The organism is Microbacterium wangyouchuni, assembly GCF_051546305.1.
GTDB lineage: Bacteria > Actinomycetota > Actinomycetes > Actinomycetales > Microbacteriaceae > Microbacterium.
Window position 1 is genome coordinate 27,903 of the sequence record NZ_JBPTMA010000007.1, and the last position, 17,212, is coordinate 45,114.

Genomic DNA, 17,212 nt, shown 5'->3' on the forward strand with positions numbered 1-17,212 from the left:
CGCATCTCCTCCTCTCCTACGAACCACGCGCCGATCAGGGCCGCATCTCGTCAGGACTTAACCGAAGGTGAACGAATAGGCTTGGACGCCGATCGGGATCTCGACGGTCAGCTCTCCCATCTCCCCCGCGTCGACCTTCAGCAGCTCATACGACTTCGGTGTGCCGTCGACAGTGATCGTGCGCGACTTCCCGTCCTGCGCGGTCACGACCACGTCTCCCTCGCCCGCCAGTACGATCCTGATCTCGGATGCTCGATACATCAGGCGCATGCTTGCTCCCTCAGCGGTCGGTGTCGCGTACTGCGTCGCGATCTCCCATTTACCGTTGAGCGCGAAGGAATCATCGGGCTGTTCGTCCGGGAAGGCGAAGGTGGAGGTTCCCGCACGGTACGCGTCGCCACCGCCGTAGTTGACGTCCTTGGACGAGCCGAGGAAGGTCTCGGGTGTTGTTGATCCGAGCTCGGGGGTCTCGTCCGCGATCTCGGTCGGCACCGGCAGTTGGACGTCGGGATCGGCGTTTTCGAGCAGCTCGCGGATCATGCTCTCGGTGGCGGCGTAGTTGCCCTCGCCGAACGAAATGTGCCGGACGACGCCTTCGGCGTCGATGAGGTAGTGCGCGGGCCAGTAGCGGTTGCGATAGTTCGTCCAGGTGGACAGGTTGTTGTCGAGCGCCACGGGATAGTCGATGCCGTGCTCCTCGATACCGGCAGCCACATTGGCCGCATCCTTCTCGAACGCGTACTCGGGGGAATGGATGCCGATGACCTGCAAACCGGCGTCTTCATATGCTTTGTTCCAGGCAACGACGTGTGGGAGGGAGCGCTGGCAGTTAATGCACGAGTACGCCCAGAAATCGATCAGCACGACCTGCCCGCGCAGATCATCCAGGTCGATCCCTTCACCGCCGGGGGTGTTCAGCCACTCCTCGATGCCGCGAATCGATGGTGCCGTCCCGCAGGACTCGAGCTCTTCGGCTCCGTTGGTGCAGTTGTCGAGTTCGCGGTTTTCGTCGGTGACGAGGCCGCCGAGGTCGAGCGCATCGGCCTGCTTGTCCGCCAGGTCTTTTTGGATCCCGGCCGTGTAGTCCGGAACCAGCCGCTGCAGCATCTGCGGCACGTTGAAGACGAGCCCGACAGCGAGCGCGATCATCGCGATACCGGCGGCGATGCGCAGTCCGCGCTCTCTCGTGCGGAAGGCGCGGATGCGCTCGACCACGCCACGCCCGGCGAGCGCGAAAACGAGGAGCGGAATGGCCACACCGATGGAGAAGGAGAGTGTGAGCGCCACGGTGCCGATGCCGATCTGACCGGTGGCGCCTGCCACGATGATCGCCGCGAGCACCGGACCAGCGCAGGGAACGAAGACCGCGCCGAGCGCAAGCCCGACGCCAAAGCCGCTCCCCTGGTTCTTCACTTCCTTTCGAGACTGAAGACGTTGGAAGGGCTTTTCCAGCAGCCGCTCGAACTTCGGCACCAGAAGCCCGACGCCGAGCAGCGCGAGGACGACGATCCCCACCCATCGGATGATGTCCTGCGGGAGGTTGAGAAGGCCGAGGATGAGGGATCCGACCAGAGTGACCAGGCTGAAGCTCAGAACGAGTCCGGCAATGACCAGGTAAGGACGACTGCGTCGTGCCGGTGTTGTCTCACCGTCGAAGCGTGCCGACTGCGCGCCTCCCGTGAGGAAGATGACCGGCAGCACCGGCAGGATGCACGGCGAGATCCCCGTGATGAGGCCGCCGAGCAGCCCGATGATGATGAGGTCCATTTCCTCGCCTTCCGTTGCGGGTACTTCGGATTGAGCGGCCGAACGGATTGGCTCAGAAGTTTTTCAAGAAAGTTCCCATCCAATGCGGAAGGGGCTCCGAAGAATCATCAACGCCACGGGAAGTCCGTGGCTCCGATTCCCGGAGGTAGACATGTTCAGCACCAAGAAGAAGATCACCGCAGCTCTGTCGCTCGGCTTCGCCAGCGTTCTCGTGCTGTCGGGTTGTTCGATGAGTTCAGACACGACTGATGATTCGGCCGAGTCCACCGCACCTGAAACGTCTGAGACGACGGCTGAGACACCCGAGGCGATGCCCGACGAGAGCATGGATCCGGCGGCGAACCTCGTCGGTCCCGGCTGTGAGGCGTACGCCGAGGCTGTGCCCGACGGCGACGGTTCGATCCAGGGAATGTCGCAGGACCCGGTTGCGGTCGCCGCATCCAACAACCCGATGCTGACGACGCTGGTCGCAGCCGTAAGCGGTCAGCTCAACCCCGATGTCAACCTCGTCGACACGCTCAATGGCGATGAGTTCACCGTGTTTGCCCCGGTGGATGACGCGTTCGCGATGATCGACCCCGCCACCATCGAGGGCTTGAAGACTGACTCGGCCACACTGTCATCGATCCTGACCTACCACGTGGTTCCCGGCCAGATCGAGCCGGCCGATATCGCGGGTATGCACACCACCGTGCAGGGTGCGGACGTCGAGGTCACCGGCAGCGGAGATGCGTGGATGGTCAACGATGCAAACGTGATCTGCGGCGGCGTCCAGACCGCCAACGCGACCGTGTATCTGATCGACTCGGTTCTGATGCCTCCGGCCGAATAGTCCGGAACGTGCCGAGTGGGGTTCTCGGCATTTGGACGCAGTGCGGGCGCCGGTGCACCAGACATCGACGCCCGCACATATGCGTCGTACGTCGCCGCAGGCATGTTCAGCGTACCCAAGGCTGAACCTTCCGAGCTCCCGTGAAACGGACAGGCGAGAAGTGCCGCTAGACTGAGATACGCGGGCCTCTAGCTCAGTTGGCAGAGCATCGGACTTCAACAAAATAGGAGCGCCTCGGGGGAAACTCCGGGGATGACACCACTCAAAGTCGGGGAACCCTTCCTGAGAAATCAGTTGGCAATCCCGAGCCAAGCCGGACGCAAGTTCGGAAGGTGTAGAGACTGGACGGGTGGCACCTAAAGCGAAAGCTAAGGTGAAGGGACAGTCCAGACCACGAACGCCCAGTGGGCGGCGGCGAAAGTCGAAGTGGTATGTTAATCCGCGGGTCACGGGTTCGAGCCCCGTGGGGCCCACCGCATATAACGTCTGGCCTCGGCGTTAAAGTGCCGCTATGAAGAACTGCGGCACCTGTCAGAAGGTCAAACCGTTGACCGACTTCAATCGAAAAGCCTCACGCGCCGACGGACGTCAGGAAGTCTGTCGGGACTGCAACCGAGCGTCCTCTCGCCAGTACTATCAGCGCAATCGCGAGCACCACATTGCTGTGATCCGTGCGCGCAACAATGCTCAACGCGCCACGAATATCGCGCTCGTCACTGACTACCTCATGTCCCACCCATGCGTCGACTGCGGCGCTTCCGACTTGCGAGTCCTCGATTTTGACCATCGTCCGGGCACCAACAAGCGCGACGGAGTGATGAAGCTGGCCCGCGATGGCTTCAGCCTTCGTATAGTTCGTAACGAAATCGACCTGTGCGATGTCCGGTGTCGGAATTGCCACGCGATCGTGACGTACGAGCGGATGGGGAGCAACTGGCGGTCCGCAGCGATGGCAGCATCCGCATCCGGCGCCCCGACCGCTGACTGAATCGCGTGTGGCTAGCACGCCTCACTGTGCCCGGCCGCCCCTTCTCGGCATCCATCCTCTGAGCGAGTCCAAACGTCCCGGAAGCGATCACCGGCGCTGGCGCGCATGCGCATGGACCAAGCCCAGACCGCCTGATCGCTCGCCCGGACGCAATCATCCGCGTATTCGCGGCACCCCCACCAGACGCTCGATTCCAGTTCGCTCGGCGGCGACAGCTCCACCGGAGGCTTCCGCAACGTGCGCCGCCAGCAGCGCCAGCTCGGCCGGCGGCGCCCATACCTCGAACGTCGCCTCTGCTGCATAGACCGGATCGCCGAGCACGGCACCGTGCGCCTGGACCCACTCACGCAAGAGGTTGTCGAAGCGCCCGGCATCCGCATGCTCAACAGCGACGGTCACCGCGGCCAGCACGTGCCGGTCCACAATCGTCGCCAGATCCAACGCTTCGGATACGGCCGACGAGTACGCGCGCACCAGCCCGCCGGCGCCCAGCTTGATGCCGCCGAAGTAGCGCGTCACCACCGCGACGATATCCGTCAGCTCGCGCCGCCTGAGCACCTCGAGCATCGGCACGCCCGCCGTCCCCGACGGCTCACCATCATCCGACGACCGGGCTCTGTCGCCGAGCACGCCGGTCACCTGTGCTGCACAGTTGTGCCGAGCATCCCACGCGCGCTTCTTCACCGCGGCGATGACAGCATCCGCCTCCTCCGGCGACGCGACGGGAGCGACATGAGTAATGAACCGGGACTTCTTGATCACCAGCTCATGTTCAACGGTCGCCGCGATCGTAGCCGGATACGCGGTCATGCCGTCAGCTCGGCGAGCTTACGGACGGTGCGCAGGTTCCGCGCCGTCCCCGCCACGCCCAACGCACGATCGAACACCGCCGTGGTCAGCTTCGTCGCTGCCACGCCGCCCGGAGAGTACGCGATCCACAGGTCGGATCCGACGAGCGCGATCTCCTCGCCGGGCACCAGCCGTTCCTCCAACGCCGTCACAGCGCCCGCGGCCGGGGCCGCCTCCAGGAACATCGCGTGCACGAATTTCTGCTCACGCTCCGCGAACGGGTGCGCGGCAAGCGACGCGGTCAGCGCTGCATGCGTGCGGGTGATGACCGCGGTGTCGACGTCGAACTCCCTGGTGATGACTTCGCGAACGAGCGCGCATGCGGCCGCAGCATCCACTGGTTCGTCACAGATGATATTGCCGCTGGCGATGTAGGTGGACACTCCCGTGAGGTCTGTTTCGGATGCCAGCACCTCACGCAGCCGCGCCATCGGGATGAGATTTCGGCCGCTGACATTCACCGCCCGCAGCAGCAGCACGCTCCCGCTCACGCGTCGGAACTCGGCAGCAGTTCGGCTCCTGCGTGGGCGAGCTCTGCCAGCGCCGCCGCGCTGCTGTCAGCACCCACTCCGGCGACTAGATCGGTCAGCACACGAACGTGCACACCGTGCGCGATGGCGTCAAGGGCGGATGCCCGCACGCAGTGATCCGTAGCGATACCGACGATGTCGGCGCTGAGCACACCGCGCTCGGCCAGCACAGCAGCAACGGCACTGCCGTCATCGGCGACGCCCTCAAACATCGAGTACGCAGGCACACCCTGCCCCTTGCGGACGTGGTGCGTAACCGCATCGGTGACGAGCAGCGGATCGTATTCAGCGCCGACGGTGCCGGCGACGCAGTGCACCGGCCAGGTGTCGATGAAGTCCGGATTCTCGGCGAAGTGCCCGCCGTTGTCACCGGTGGCATCGTGCCAGTCGCGTGACGCCACGATCACGTCGTAGTCCCCCGCCCTACTGGTCAGAAAAGCGGCGACACCGGATGCCACGGCATCCCCTCCGGCGACGGCGAGCGCGCCGCCCTCGGTGAAGTCGTTCTGCACGTCGACGATGAGAAGTGCCCTGGTCATGATTCGAGCGTACGCGGTTCCGGAACGAAACGGCCCCGTGATGCTGTTCGCATCACGGGGCCCGTGGAGCCGCCTGTCAGAATCGAACTGACGACCTTCTCATTACGAGTGAGATGCTCTACCGACTGAGCTAAGGCGGCGTGCGCTACGAAAGCGGCACGATGAACGATATTACCCTGTTCATGCCATCACCGCGAATCAATCGCACTCCAGCCCGTCCTCGGGCACAACATCGTCGAGGAAGAAGCCCACCACGGCCTGATCAACGCAGATGTTGCCCTTGTTGTAGCCGGTGTGGCCTTCACCCACGCGAGTGACCAGCACGCCCTCTTCCAGCTGATCAGCCAACGAAACCGACCACTCGTACGGCGTCGCCGGATCGTTCGTCGTGCCGATCACGACGATCGGCCCTGCACCTGCGGCATGGATTTCATTCCGCGTACCGGTGGGGTCATGGGGCCACACGGCGCAGGTGTCCGGGCCGCTCCAGTACGGCGCGACAGTCGGCGCCTGTGCTTCGATCTTCTTCATCGCGGCGTCTTCAGCGGCCTGGTCGTCCTCGAGCGGATAGTCCATGCAGTTGTAGGCGATGAACGCCTCGGAGGAGTTGTCGATGTAGACGCCGTCTTGACGCCCGTTGTACTGGTCGGCGAGGTAGAACGCGACGTAGGCATCGCCTTGCAGGACACCGTCCAGCGCCTGGGTGAGCACCACCCAGTTCTCCTCCGAGTACAGCGTGACGATGATCGCCGTCATGAGCGAATCGGCACCGAGCATGCGCCCATCGCCATTGCGCAGCGGTCGGCGGTCGACGCTGGCCAAAAGCGCACCGAGATCATCCATCGCCTCATCGACCGTGCCGTTGAACGGACAGGAACCCGAATCAAGGCAGTCCTGCATGTACGCGCGCAGCGCCGATTCGAATCCGAGGGCCTGGGTGGTACCCACCTCGAGCCCGGAGACAGAGGGATCAACCGCGCCATCGAGCACGAGACGGCCGGCCTTGTCGGGGTACAGGTTCGCGTAGGTCGCACCGAGGAACGTCCCATACGAGAAACCGATGTAGTTCAGCTGCTCATCCCCGAGCACTGCACGGATCAGGTCCATGTCACGGGCGGAGTTGATCGTCGTGATGAACGGCAGGATGCCGTCGCTATTGGCCTCGCACGCAGCAGCGAACTCCTTGTCGCGTTCGGTGAGTTCTGCCTCCCACTCGTCGCTGCCGCGATCGGCCTCCGGGATGTCGTAGAGGTAGGCGTCCATCGCTGCGGCGTCGAAGCAGGTTACTGCGGTGGACTCGCCCACGCCGCGCGGGTCGAAACCGATCACGTCGTAGTTCTCGATCAGCTCGCTGCCGACCGCGTAGTCCAGGCTGTTCAGGATGAAGGACCGCCCGCTGCCGCCGGGGCCGCCCGGGTTCGTGAGAAGTGACCCCATCGGAGAATTGACGGCCTGGTGGCGCACGATCGACAATTCGATCTCGCCCGCATCGGGGTTCTCCCAGTCGAGCGGCGCATCGATCACGGTGCAGTCGAATCCGGGGCCGCCGTCATCGCACGGTTCCCACTGGGGTTCCTGTTCGTAGAACGGCAACAATTCCGCCGCCACGCCGGCGGTATCGGGGCTCTTCGTCTGGGATGGTCGCGGTGCGACACCCTCGGGGATCACCGCGTACAGGCATCCGCTCAGCGCCACAGAAGCGGCGACGAGCCCGGCCGTCATCACGGAGAAACGGCGTAGACGAGAGGTTGTCTGTCGAGTGCTCACGGTTTCCTTCCGCTCGCGACAGTCACGAGCAAACTTTCCAGTGCGAGAGTCGGCGCGACGTTACGCTCCAGCGATTCCCGCGTCTCGGCGAGATGGTCGAGAACGACCAGCGTACGTTCGACCGGCCAAGCGGTAGCCAAAGCGCTCAGATCATCATGTAACTCACGGTTTATGAGGTCGTCAGCACGCCCAAACTGCAGCATCACCACATCGCGGAACATCGACTGCAGATCTGTGAGCACGCGATCGATTCCATCGCGAAGGCTCCGGGTGGCCCGCTTCTTCTGATCGTCTTCGAGCGCCGAGATCTGCGCACGCAGCGCTGGAGGGACCGCCTGCCCCTCGGCGATTCCGACTGTGCGCAGCAGTGAGGTGCGTTCGGCAGAATCACGCTCTACCGTGAGTGATTTGGCGTCATCTGTTGCCGCCTGGATGATCTCACCGGCAGTCTCAACAGCGCTTCCCACGCCGCGCACGGCCAGCACCGAGCGCAGCGTCAGATCGCGGCGGCGACGGGCTGCATCATCCGTCGCCAGCCGCTGCGCCATGCCGATGTGTCGTTGCGCGTGCCGAGCTGCCTGCTCCGCCGTGGCTTCATCGGCACCCGTGCGCTGCACAATCAGGCTCGCGACGTCGCTGACATCGAGCTCCCGCAGACGCAGTGGACGCACCCGCGAGCGAATCGTCGGCAGCAGATCGGCCTCGCTCGGCGCGCACAGGATCCACACGGTCCGCTCCGGGGGCTCTTCCAGCGCTTTCAGCAGCACGTTGGAGGTGCGCTCGACCATCCGGTCGGCATCCTCGACGACGATGACCCGGTAGCGGCCCGCCGACGGCGCGAAGTACGAACGCTCCACGAGCGCGCGGGCCTCTTTGATCGTGATGATGACTTTGTCTGTACGCAGCGCCGTGACATCGGGATGCGTACCGGCGAGCACCTGACGCATGGTGTGCTCATCGCCTGGCCCGCTGGCGATGAGGGCAGCCGCGAAGGCATAGGCCAGCGTGGAGCGGCCTGATCCAGGCGGGCCGGTGATCAACCAGGCGTGCGAGAGCGCGCCAGGATCGGATGCCGCGGCCCGCAGAGTCTCGACCGCGTCATCTTGCCCCGAGACGTCCGTCCAGGGGAACGGGGCAAGGGTCGCGGTCATATTCTCAGCCTAACTTGAGCCTGCGACAGCAGCCTGCCGGTCAGATCAGAACCTGCCGTCACGACAGCGCCAGTCGCGATCAGATCAGTGCGTTGACGCGTTCGGCGATGTGCGCGGCGAGCGAGTCTGCGGGTGTCGCGGCATCCAGTACGAGGAATCTCTCCGGTTCCACTTCCGCCAGCGCGAGGAATCCGGCACGCACACGGGTGTGGAATTCGGTCTTCTCCGCTTCGAGCCGGTCGAAGGGCTTTTCGTCCGAGTTCAGCCGCTCCCGCGCGATCGCCGGATCAAGATCCAGCAGGACGGTCAGATCCGGCAGCGCTCCCTCTGCAGCCCACAGGGAAAGTTCACGCACCTGATCGGCGTCGAGCACGCGACCAGCGCCCTGATAGGCGACGGAGGAGTCGAGGTAGCGATCCTGAAGCACGATCTCGCCGCGCTCCAGCGCCGGCTTCACGACCGTCGCGATGTGGTGGGCGCGGTCGGCCGCGTACAGCAGCGCCTCCGCCCGCGGGGCGATGTCGCCACGGTGGTGCAGCACGATATTGCGGATGAGCTCACCGACCTCGCTGCCACCAGGCTCGCGCGTGCGCAGCACGGTGTGCCCGGCATCCGTCAGCGCGGCCTCAAGCAGCTGAGCCTGGGTTGTCTTTCCCGAGCCGTCGCCACCCTCCAAGGTGATCCAGGTTCCCCGTCGTGGGGTCACGAGTCCGCCTTCTGCTTCGCAGCCTTCGCCGCGGCGTTCGCCGCGCGCGTTGCCGCGGCCTTCTTGGCTGCCGCCGAGCGTGCTGCCGCCTTCTCCTCGTCCGTCTTCGCAGGAGCCTTCTTTGCTGGAGCCTTCTTCGCGGCCGGCTTCTTGGCAGCGGCCTTCTTCGCCGGCGCCTTCTTCGCACCGCGCTTGGCGACCGGACCCTTGGCACGCTTGTCGGCGAGCATCTGCACGGCGATCTCGAAGGTGATGTCTTCCGGCTTCTGACCGCGCGGAATCGTCACATTCGTCTCACCATCGGTGACATAGGCGCCGAAGCGACCATCCCGGATGCGGATCGGCTTGCCACTGACCGGGTCAGCCTCGAACTCGGCGAGCGCGCTGGATGCCCGGCGGGACCCCGCCCCATACTTCGGCTGGGCGTAGATCGCGAGTGCCTGCTCCAGAGTGACGTCGAAGATCTGCTGCTCGCCCTCGAGAGAGCGCGAGTCGGTGCCCTTCTTCAGGTACGGACCGTAACGGCCGTTCTGGGCGGTGATCTCGTCGCCCGATTCCGGGTCCGTGCCGACGATGCGCGGCAGGCTCAGCAACTGCAGCGCGGTGTCGAGGTCGACGGTGTCCACCGACATCGATCGGAACAGCGATCCGGTGCGCGGCTTGGGCGCATCCTTCTTCGCGGTCTTCTTCTTCTTCGGAGCATCCACGACTTCACCGGTCGTTTCGTCGACGGCGACGTCTTCCTCGGGCAGGTTCTCCTGCACGTAGGGGCCGTAACGGCCATCCTTGACGACGATGATCCGCCCGTTCTCCGGGTTCTCGCCGAGAACGCGGTCTCCGGCCACAGGCGCGTCGATGAGCTCCTGCGCCTTGGCCGCGGTCAGCTCATCCGGAGCGAGCTCTTCGGGAACGTTGACGATACGGCCGCGCTCGTCGGGCTTGGCCGGGTCGATGACCTCCAGGTAGGGCCCGTACTTGCCGAAGCGGAGTGTTGCGGTGTCAGTGATCTTGGTCGAGTTCAGCGCGCGTGCGTCGATCTCTCCGAGGTTGTCGACAACGTGGCGAAGGCCCACGTGCGCATCGGATCCGAAGTAAAACGACTTCAGCCATTCAACGCGCTTCTGCTCGCCGCGGGCAATCGCATCCAGGTCATCTTCGAGCGACGCGGTGAAGTCGTAGTCGATGAGGTCTGCGAAGTGCTCCTCCAGCAGACGCACGACGCTGAACGCCATCCAGGTCGGCACGAGTGCCTGGCCGCGCTTGGTGGCGTAGCCGCGGTCGATGACGGTGCCGATGATGCTGGCGAACGTCGACGGGCGACCGATGCCATACTCTTCGAGCGCCTTCACCAACGATGCCTCAGTGAAGCGGGGCTTCGGGTTGGTCTTGTGGCCCTTCGCCTCAGCATCCGATACGGCCAGCTCGTCACCGACGGCGACGGCAGGCAGGGACTGGTTGGTGGCGGCGTCGGAGTCGCTGCGCTTCTCGTCGCGCCCCTCTTCGTACGCCTCAAGGAAGCCCTTGAACGTGTACACGGTTCCGGAAGCCGTGAACTCGGCCTTCTGACCTGCTGCATCGACGGACAGCGTGACCGTAGTGGTCTCGTACTTCGCATCGGCCATCTGGCTGGCGACGGTGCGCTTCCAGATCAGGTCGTAGACGCGTTGCTCTTCGCGATCGAGCTCACCGGAAACGGATGCCGGAGTGCGGAAGGTTTCGCCCGAGGGACGGATCGCCTCGTGCGCCTCCTGCGCGTTCTTGCTCTTGGACTTGTACATCCGCGGCTTCAGCGGCACGGCCTTGTCACCGTAAAGCGAGACAGCCTGGCTCCGTGCCGCCTGCACCGCCTGGGTGCTCAGCGCGACGGAGTCGGTACGCATATAGGTGATAAAACCCTTTTCGTACAGACGTTGTGCGACGCTCATCGCCTGCTTTGCGCTCATCGAGAGCTTGCGGCCGGCTTCCTGCTGCAGCGTGGAGGTGGTGAACGGTGCGTATGGGCTGCGCGTTCCCGGCTTGGCCTCAACCTTGGTCACGGTGCCGGCGCCTGCGGCGTCAACGGCATGCGCGAGGGCGGTGGCGCGGGTTTCGTCGAGGACGACGACCGCCTTCTTCAGCTTTCCGGCGTCATCGAAGTCGGTGCCGCGGGCGAGCTGGCCGCCGTCGACACGCACCAGGCGCACCTTGAAGGCGGTACCGGTGGCGGAGGCGGAGGCGTCGACGTCCCAGTATTCGGCCGAGACGAACGCCATGCGCTCGCGTTCCCGCTCGACGATCATGCGGGTGGCGGCGGACTGCACTCGTCCTGCCGACAGACCGGTCTTCACCTTGTACCAGAGCACAGGCGAGACATCCCAGCCGTACAGGCGGTCAAGGATGCGACGGGTCTCCTGAGCGTCGACGAGCGCGAGGTCGAGTTCACGGGTGTTGCCGACAGCTGCCTGGATCGCATCCTTGGTGATCTCGTGGAACACCATGCGTTTGACGGGGACCTTCGGCTTCAGCGTCTCCAGCAGGTGCCACGCGATGGCCTCGCCCTCGCGGTCCTCATCAGTTGCGAGCAGGACTTCGTCGGCATGCTTCAGCGCGCGCTTGAGTTCGGCGACCGTCTTGGTCTTCCGATCGGAGACCACATAGTAAGGATCGAAACCGTTGTCGATGTCGATCGAGTACTTCCCGTAGGCGGCCTTGTCGGCGGCGGGGATGTCTTTCTTATCAGCGAGGTCGCGAATATGGCCGACAGAGCTGAGTACCTCGTAATCGTCGCCGAGATACCCCTGAATCGACCGCATCTTCGTCGGAGACTCGACGATGACGAGCTTTTTGCCTTCAGCCAAGGGTGCGTCCTTTCTTCGAAGCACACCATACACACCGCTTTCGTGGCGCGTTCACAGCAGAGCCGTGATCGGAGTCCTGAATCATTGCCGTCAGAATCCCTCGGGTGGCCCAGCGCGGGCCCGGGAGACGGCAGCTAGACCAGCGTACGCCGCTTGAACCTCAACTGTTGCCACCGGGCCGGAGATCGCACATGAGGTGAGGGTCGCTCCGGATGCCGCGGCTACCCGTGCGGCGAGCGCACAGGGGTCCTCATCGGTGATGATCGCCCCGGATACGCTGTCCGCTGCAGCCAGGGCTGCGGCGTCGGCTGCCCCGGCCGCGCGCTGTGCGATCACCGCGGCGCCGCCGACCGCCGCGAGCCCGAGAGAAAGGGACGCCGCGACGGCCAGCACTCCGGCAGCCAGTGCGGATCCTGCCATCACAGACCTCCGCTGAGCGCACAACTCAATGCTGTCAGCGGAATGCTGATGACCGAGCCGATCGACACGTCGATGCGTGCGCTGACACAGGACAGATCGCCCTGCGGCCCGCTCGTCACCTGCGCTCCGCTGACGGCGGCTGCCACGACGGCGTGCGCGGCCTCGGCGCTCTCGCCGCGACCGAGCAACCGCGCCGCATCAGCAACGGAATCCTGCAGTATGACCTGCTGCGCCGCCGCGCCCAGCGCGCCCGCCCCGAGCAGAAGTGCAAGCACCACTGCAGGCAGGGCCAGGGCGAGCTCTGCGGCGACGGATCCGCGATCGTCGCTGCCGGTGTTCGTATGCATCGGCCTACGACACGGTCAGCGCCCGGCGCACGAGATCGGTGAGGATGCCGCGCACCTCATCCGAGCGCATGATGACCACCAGCAGCCCGGCGAACGCGACCGCCGCCATCGTGGTCACGGCATACTCTGCCGTTGCCGCACCGCTTTCGTCGGTGAACAGCGCGGCGGCGCGCTGTCTGGTGAGAGTGGGAATGGTGTTCATTTTTTCCTTCTTTCTTCAGTGGCGCTGTCAGATCGGCAGCGGGGTTGAGGTGAGTACGGCGAGCATGAGCGGCGCGACGCCCAGCAGCAGAAAGGCCGGCAGCGTGCACACGCCCAGAGGGATGAGCAGCTGCGAGGAGAGTTTGGCCGCACGGACGCGGCCGCGGATGCGCGCATCGTGACGCTCCTGCGCGGCGGCCGCGCGCAGCAGTTCACCGGCGGGGACACCGGCTGCCCGCGACAGCTCCAGCACTCCCCCGGTACGAGCGGCGCTGAAGCGATCCCGCGCGGGGCTGTCTTCGACCAGGCGCAGCGAACGCTCGATGGAGGTTCCACCCGACAGGGCGACAGCGACGAGCTCTGCGTGCATCCCCGGAGTCCCCGGGTCCGGTTGCGCACGGCGAAGCAGACGCCGCGTCCACATTCGTGCGCAGAGCACGAGCACGAGCCCGGCAACCAGACACGCCGTTCCGATCGGGTTGCCGATGACGACACCCACAGTGTCGAATCCCAGTGCGACTCCCAGCAGAAGCCCTGCAAGCGGCATCCACAGCAGCAGCCGGGCGGTTCCGGCAGGTTCTGCGAGGGCGATGCGCACGTCGTCAGCGGCGGACGCAGCATCCTGCATCGTCTCAGCGAGCGACCTGAGCACGTCGGCGAGCGGCGCCCCGACTGTCGTGGCGATATCCCATGCGGCCGCGACATCACTCCACGCGCCGCCATCGGCCTCGATCGCCGCGACCAGCGGCATGCCGTCATCGCAGCGTTCGACCACGCGTTCGGCATGCGCATCACCGGCGTCCGACAGGTGCCGCCAAGCGGTTAAGGGCACAGCCCCCGCCTGCAGCAGCACCGCGAGCGTGCGCACCGAGACGGCGGCCGCCTCGGCGCTGTCATCGGTCGGTGCGCTCGGGCGCGACAGCAGCTTCACCATGGCTGCACCTCCTCGATGTCCAGCCGATCAGCGCGCAGCATCATCCGCCCCGCCTGGGCGATCCTTCGCACACCGTCCGCGCCACGAGCCAGATGGATCACCACGGTGAAAGCGCTCACCGCCTGCCGAGCAAGCGCCGTCGCATCGAGCCCGGCAAGCGCGCCCAGCGCCTCGAGCCGGGCGGGAACATCGACGAGGCCGCTGGCATGCAGAGTTCCGGCACCGCCGTCGTGACCGGTGTTCAAGGCCGACAGCAGCTCGCGCACCTCCTCGCCGCGGCACTCGCCGACGACGAGCCGATCGGGCCGCATCCGCAGCGACTCGCGCACCAGACGAGCAAGGGTGATGGATCCGGCGCCCTCCAGGTTCGCCTGCCGCGCTTCCAGCGCGACGTGATGCGGATGCTGCGGCCGAAGCTCAGCGACATCCTCGATCGTCACGATCCGCTCCGATGCGGGAACCGCGTGCAGAAGTGCAGCCAGCAGCGTCGTCTTGCCGGTGCCGGTGCCTCCGGTGAGCAGAATGTTCGCCCGCTCGATCACGAGCTGCTCCAGCCAGACACGCTGACGGGAATCGAACGCGCCGAGCTCGGCCAGCGCATCGAGATCTGCCGCCCTGACCCGTGGGATGCGCACCGACAGCGCCGTGCCCGAGGTTGAAACCGGCGCCAGCACAGCGTGCACACGGATGCCGGAGGCCAGTCGCACATCGACGCACGGGGACTGATCGTCCAGATGACGCCCACCCGCGCCGATCAGCGCGACCGCAAGATCCCGGACCTCGCGCTCGGATGCTGCCCACGCTCCGACGCGCTCGGCGCCGCCGCCGCGATCGACGAAAAGCCCGTCGCCACCGTTGACGAAGATGTCGGTGACGCGCGGATCAGCGCAGTGCTCGGCGAGCGGGCCGAAGGCGGCATCCAGATCGGCCGGAATGACCGCTGCGGCGCCAGCGGTCCGCACCCCGGTGCGCGGCTGAATGATGAACGGCTGTGGCATGCCCCGAAACTATGCCGCGCAGCATCTGCACGGAGGGCCAGAACCCCATCCCTGTGAGCAACTCGCAGCATCCGTCGATTGTGCACAACGACTGCAATCGCACGTGTGCTGGCAGGCGTAAACAGAGGAGGGCGGCACCTCACGGGGGGAATGAGGTGCCGCCCACTGGCGCACCGATGCTTGGGGGAAGCGGGCACGCCAAGGCCAGAATCAGAATTCGGCTGTCGTCGAGTGTACGCAACCAGGCTGTGGTCGCAAAAGCCTGAGCACTACCAACTTTCGGCAGTATTGGCAGAATCAGGCGCAGACTAGATTCACCCTGTCCCGGTCGTGCGTTTCGCGCGACCTGTCCCGCCGCAAAGGAGCGCGTGCCATGAGCAGCCAGATCGACCATCTCCTCGACGAGACCCGGCAATTTCCGCCCTCGGACGAATTCGCCGCCGCTGCCGTCGCACAGCCGGAGATCTACGAACGAGCAGCCGGCGACCGTGAGGCCTTCTGGGGAGATCAGGCCCGCGAGCTGCTGCACTGGCACAAGCCCTTCACCCGCGTTCTGGACTGGTCCAACCCGCCGTTCGCGAAGTGGTTCGACGACGGCGAACTCAACGTCGCATATAACTGCCTCGACCGTCACGTCGAAGAAGGCAACGGCGACCGTGTCGCGCTCCTGTGGGAGGGCGAGCCGGGCGACTCCTGCCGCATCACCTACGCCGACCTCACCGATGAGGTCAAGCGTGTCGCCAACGTGCTCGCCGGCTATGGCGTGGGTGCCGGGGACCGTGTCGCCATCTACCTGCCGATGATTCCCGAAGCCGTCGCATCCATGCTCGCTGTCGCGCGCCTCGGCGCGATCCACTCGGTCGTCTTCGGCGGATTCAGCGCCGACAGCCTGCGCTCGCGCATCGACGATGCCGGCGCGAAGGTCGTCATCACCGCTGACGGCGGCTATCGCAAGGGCCGTGTCTCCGCACTCAAGCCCGCCGTCGATCAGGCGCTCAGCGACCGCGGCGACGGTGAGCAGCAGACCGTCGAGCATGTGCTGGTCGTCAAGCGCGGCAATAACGACGTCGATTGGATCGAGGGGCGCGACCACTGGTGGCACGAGGAAGTCCCCGTCGCCTCCGGCGAGCACGAAGCCCAGCCGTTCCCCGCCGAGAACCCGCTGTTCATCCTGTACACCTCGGGCACGACCGGAAACCCCAAGGGCATCCTGCACACCTCGGGGGGATATTTGACCCAGGCGGCGTACACGCACAGGAACGTCTTCGACCTGAAGCCCGAGACCGACGTTTTCTGGTGCACGGCTGACATCGGTTGGGTCACGGGCCACAGCTACGTCACCTACGGTCCGCTCGCCAACGGTGCGACCCAGGTGCTTTATGAGGGAACCCCGGATGCCCCGCATCCTGGCCGCTGGTGGGAGCTGATCGAAAAGTACAAGGTCTCGATCTTCTACACCGCCCCCACGGCGATCCGCTCGTTCATGAAGACCGGACGCAGCATCCCGGAGAAGTTCGATCTGTCATCGATCCGACTGCTCGGGTCGGTGGGCGAACCGATCAACCCCGAGGCCTGGATGTGGTACCGCGAAGTCATCGGCGCGAACCGCGCTCCGATCGTCGACACCTGGTGGCAGACCGAGACCGGCGCGATCATGGTTTCGCCCCTGCCCGGCATCACCGCGGCGAAGCCGGGCTCTGCGCAGGTTCCTGTCCCGGGCATCTCGCTCGGTGTCGTGGATGAGTCGGGAGAAGCAGCCGACACCGGCAACGGCGGGCTCCTCGTGATCACCGAGCCGTGGCCGGCGATGCTGCGCGGCATCTGGGGCGACCCGGAGCGCTACAAGGAGACGTACTGGGACAAGTTCGAAAAGCAGGGGTACTACTTCGCCGGCGACGGCGCCCGCCTCGATGAAGACGGGGATCTGTGGCTACTCGGCCGAGTGGACGACGTGATGAACGTCTCCGGGCACCGGCTCTCCACTGCCGAGATCGAGTCGTCCCTGGTGGCACACGAGGCAACGGCCGAGGCTGCTGTGGTCGGGGCATCCGATGAGACCACCGGGCAGGCGGTCGTCGCCTTCGTGATCCTCAAAGAGAGCTACCTGTCGGCGCATGACCCCGCGGGCCTCGCCACGCAACTGCGTCAGTGGGTCGGCGAACAGATCGGAGCGATCGCCCGTCCTCGTGATGTGTACATCGTGGGAGAGCTGCCCAAGACCCGCTCGGGCAAGATCATGCGGCGCCTGCTGCGCGATGTCGCCGAAGGCCGTGAGGTCGGCGATACGACGACGCTCGCCGACACCGCGGTGATGAGCATTATCTCGGCGCAGGTGAAGTAGCCCGG

The 17,212-nt window shown here is 65.4% G+C and carries 16 protein-coding genes and 1 tRNA gene; 2 read left to right on the plus strand and 15 right to left on the minus strand.

Going from position 1 to position 17,212, the window contains the following annotated elements:
• Positions 1–57 precede the first annotated feature (57 nt).
• Positions 58–1,767 carry a cytochrome c biogenesis protein DipZ gene (locus tag ACSS7Z_RS13980; protein WP_438255483.1) on the minus strand — a complete coding sequence of 570 codons (1,710 nt, stop codon included), beginning with the start codon at positions 1,765–1,767 and terminating at the stop codon, positions 58–60.
• Positions 1,768–1,918: 151 nt separating this feature from the next.
• Here ACSS7Z_RS13980 and ACSS7Z_RS13985 point away from each other — a divergent pair, with 151 nt between their 5' ends.
• Entirely contained in the window at positions 1,919–2,599 is a 681-nt protein-coding gene (locus ACSS7Z_RS13985; protein WP_438255484.1) for a fasciclin domain-containing protein, read from the plus strand.
• Positions 2,600–3,170: 571 nt separating this feature from the next.
• Here the strand turns inward: ACSS7Z_RS13985 and ACSS7Z_RS13990 are convergent.
• The 14 genes from ACSS7Z_RS13990 to ACSS7Z_RS14055 all read right to left on the minus strand — a co-directional run bounded on the left by ACSS7Z_RS13990 (position 3,171) and on the right by ACSS7Z_RS14055 (position 14,866).
• The gene (locus ACSS7Z_RS13990) at positions 3,171–3,500 is read right to left on the minus strand and encodes a hypothetical protein (RefSeq protein ID WP_438255485.1); all 330 of its coding nucleotides are present in this window, start codon (positions 3,498–3,500) and stop codon (positions 3,171–3,173) included.
• 240 nt (positions 3,501–3,740) lie between these two features.
• The gene (locus ACSS7Z_RS13995) at positions 3,741–4,397 is read right to left on the minus strand and encodes an IMPACT family protein (protein ID WP_438255486.1); all 657 of its coding nucleotides are present in this window, start codon (positions 4,395–4,397) and stop codon (positions 3,741–3,743) included.
• Positions 4,394–4,927 carry a DUF1697 domain-containing protein gene (locus tag ACSS7Z_RS14000; RefSeq protein ID WP_438255487.1) on the minus strand — a complete coding sequence of 178 codons (534 nt, stop codon included), beginning with the start codon at positions 4,925–4,927 and terminating at the stop codon, positions 4,394–4,396. The genes ACSS7Z_RS13995 and ACSS7Z_RS14000 overlap by 4 nt, the downstream gene beginning before the upstream one ends.
• Complete coding sequence (locus tag ACSS7Z_RS14005; protein WP_438255488.1) at positions 4,924–5,505, minus strand: isochorismatase family protein; 582 nt, start codon at positions 5,503–5,505, stop codon at positions 4,924–4,926. The genes ACSS7Z_RS14000 and ACSS7Z_RS14005 overlap by 4 nt, the downstream gene beginning before the upstream one ends.
• 64 nt (positions 5,506–5,569) lie before the next feature.
• A tRNA-Thr gene (locus ACSS7Z_RS14010) sits at positions 5,570–5,645 on the minus strand.
• A gap of 58 nt (positions 5,646–5,703) precedes the next feature.
• Positions 5,704–7,227, minus strand: coding sequence for an alpha/beta hydrolase (locus ACSS7Z_RS14015; protein ID WP_438255529.1), 1,524 nt, complete (start codon positions 7,225–7,227; stop codon positions 5,704–5,706).
• A 41-nt stretch (positions 7,228–7,268) separates the two neighbouring features.
• Positions 7,269–8,423, minus strand: a complete 1,155-nt coding sequence (locus ACSS7Z_RS14020; protein WP_438255489.1) for a DNA polymerase III subunit delta' — start codon at positions 8,421–8,423, stop codon at positions 7,269–7,271.
• Positions 8,424–8,502: 79 nt separating this feature from the next.
• The gene (gene tmk / locus ACSS7Z_RS14025; protein WP_438255490.1) at positions 8,503–9,129 is read right to left on the minus strand and encodes a dTMP kinase; all 627 of its coding nucleotides are present in this window, start codon (positions 9,127–9,129) and stop codon (positions 8,503–8,505) included.
• The gene (topA, locus tag ACSS7Z_RS14030; RefSeq protein ID WP_438255491.1) at positions 9,126–11,966 is read right to left on the minus strand and encodes a type I DNA topoisomerase; all 2,841 of its coding nucleotides are present in this window, start codon (positions 11,964–11,966) and stop codon (positions 9,126–9,128) included. Before topA ends, tmk begins: the two co-directional genes overlap by 4 nt.
• A 90-nt stretch (positions 11,967–12,056) precedes the next feature.
• Complete coding sequence (locus ACSS7Z_RS14035) at positions 12,057–12,386, minus strand: Rv3654c family TadE-like protein (RefSeq protein WP_438255492.1); 330 nt, start codon at positions 12,384–12,386, stop codon at positions 12,057–12,059.
• Positions 12,386–12,733, minus strand: coding sequence for a TadE family type IV pilus minor pilin (locus ACSS7Z_RS14040; RefSeq protein WP_438255493.1), 348 nt, complete (start codon positions 12,731–12,733; stop codon positions 12,386–12,388). Before ACSS7Z_RS14040 ends, ACSS7Z_RS14035 begins: the two co-directional genes overlap by 1 nt.
• 4 nt (positions 12,734–12,737) lie before the next feature.
• Positions 12,738–12,935 (minus strand): DUF4244 domain-containing protein, encoded by a 198-nt coding sequence (locus ACSS7Z_RS14045; protein WP_438255494.1) that lies wholly within the window; start codon positions 12,933–12,935, stop codon positions 12,738–12,740.
• Positions 12,936–12,962: 27 nt separating this feature from the next.
• Positions 12,963–13,868, minus strand: coding sequence for a type II secretion system F family protein (locus ACSS7Z_RS14050; RefSeq protein WP_438255495.1), 906 nt, complete (start codon positions 13,866–13,868; stop codon positions 12,963–12,965).
• On the minus strand, positions 13,862–14,866 hold the full coding sequence (locus ACSS7Z_RS14055; protein ID WP_438255496.1) for a TadA family conjugal transfer-associated ATPase: 1,005 nt from the start codon (positions 14,864–14,866) through the stop codon (positions 13,862–13,864). The genes ACSS7Z_RS14050 and ACSS7Z_RS14055 overlap by 7 nt, the downstream gene beginning before the upstream one ends.
• Positions 14,867–15,239: 373 nt before the next feature.
• Here ACSS7Z_RS14055 and acs point away from each other — a divergent pair, with 373 nt between their 5' ends.
• Positions 15,240–17,207 (plus strand): acetate--CoA ligase, encoded by a 1,968-nt coding sequence (gene acs / locus ACSS7Z_RS14060; protein ID WP_438255497.1) that lies wholly within the window; start codon positions 15,240–15,242, stop codon positions 17,205–17,207.
• Positions 17,208–17,212 lie beyond the last annotated feature (5 nt).

What these genes read in the sequence shown, in the direction of transcription:
- ACSS7Z_RS13980 (WP_438255483.1), bottom strand. Translation starts at nt 1,767, where the DNA reads ATGGACCTCATCATCATCGGGCTGCTCGGCGGCCTCATCACGGGGATC.
- ACSS7Z_RS13985 (WP_438255484.1), top strand. Translation starts at nt 1,919, where the DNA reads ATGTTCAGCACCAAGAAGAAGATCACCGCAGCTCTGTCGCTCGGCTTC.
- ACSS7Z_RS13995 (WP_438255486.1), bottom strand. Translation starts at nt 4,397, where the DNA reads ATGACCGCGTATCCGGCTACGATCGCGGCGACCGTTGAACATGAGCTG.
- ACSS7Z_RS14005 (WP_438255488.1), bottom strand. Translation starts at nt 5,505, where the DNA reads ATGACCAGGGCACTTCTCATCGTCGACGTGCAGAACGACTTCACCGAG.
- ACSS7Z_RS14015 (WP_438255529.1), bottom strand. Translation starts at nt 7,227, where the DNA reads ATGACGGCCGGGCTCGTCGCCGCTTCTGTGGCGCTGAGCGGATGCCTG.
- ACSS7Z_RS14020 (WP_438255489.1), bottom strand. Translation starts at nt 8,423, where the DNA reads ATGACCGCGACCCTTGCCCCGTTCCCCTGGACGGACGTCTCGGGGCAA.
- ACSS7Z_RS14035 (WP_438255492.1), bottom strand. Translation starts at nt 12,386, where the DNA reads ATGGCAGGATCCGCACTGGCTGCCGGAGTGCTGGCCGTCGCGGCGTCC.
- ACSS7Z_RS14040 (WP_438255493.1), bottom strand. Translation starts at nt 12,733, where the DNA reads ATGCATACGAACACCGGCAGCGACGATCGCGGATCCGTCGCCGCAGAG.
- ACSS7Z_RS14045 (WP_438255494.1), bottom strand. Translation starts at nt 12,935, where the DNA reads ATGAACACCATTCCCACTCTCACCAGACAGCGCGCCGCCGCGCTGTTC.
- ACSS7Z_RS14050 (WP_438255495.1), bottom strand. Translation starts at nt 13,868, where the DNA reads ATGGTGAAGCTGCTGTCGCGCCCGAGCGCACCGACCGATGACAGCGCC.
- ACSS7Z_RS14055 (WP_438255496.1), bottom strand. Translation starts at nt 14,866, where the DNA reads ATGCCACAGCCGTTCATCATTCAGCCGCGCACCGGGGTGCGGACCGCT.
- acs (WP_438255497.1), top strand. Translation starts at nt 15,240, where the DNA reads ATGAGCAGCCAGATCGACCATCTCCTCGACGAGACCCGGCAATTTCCG.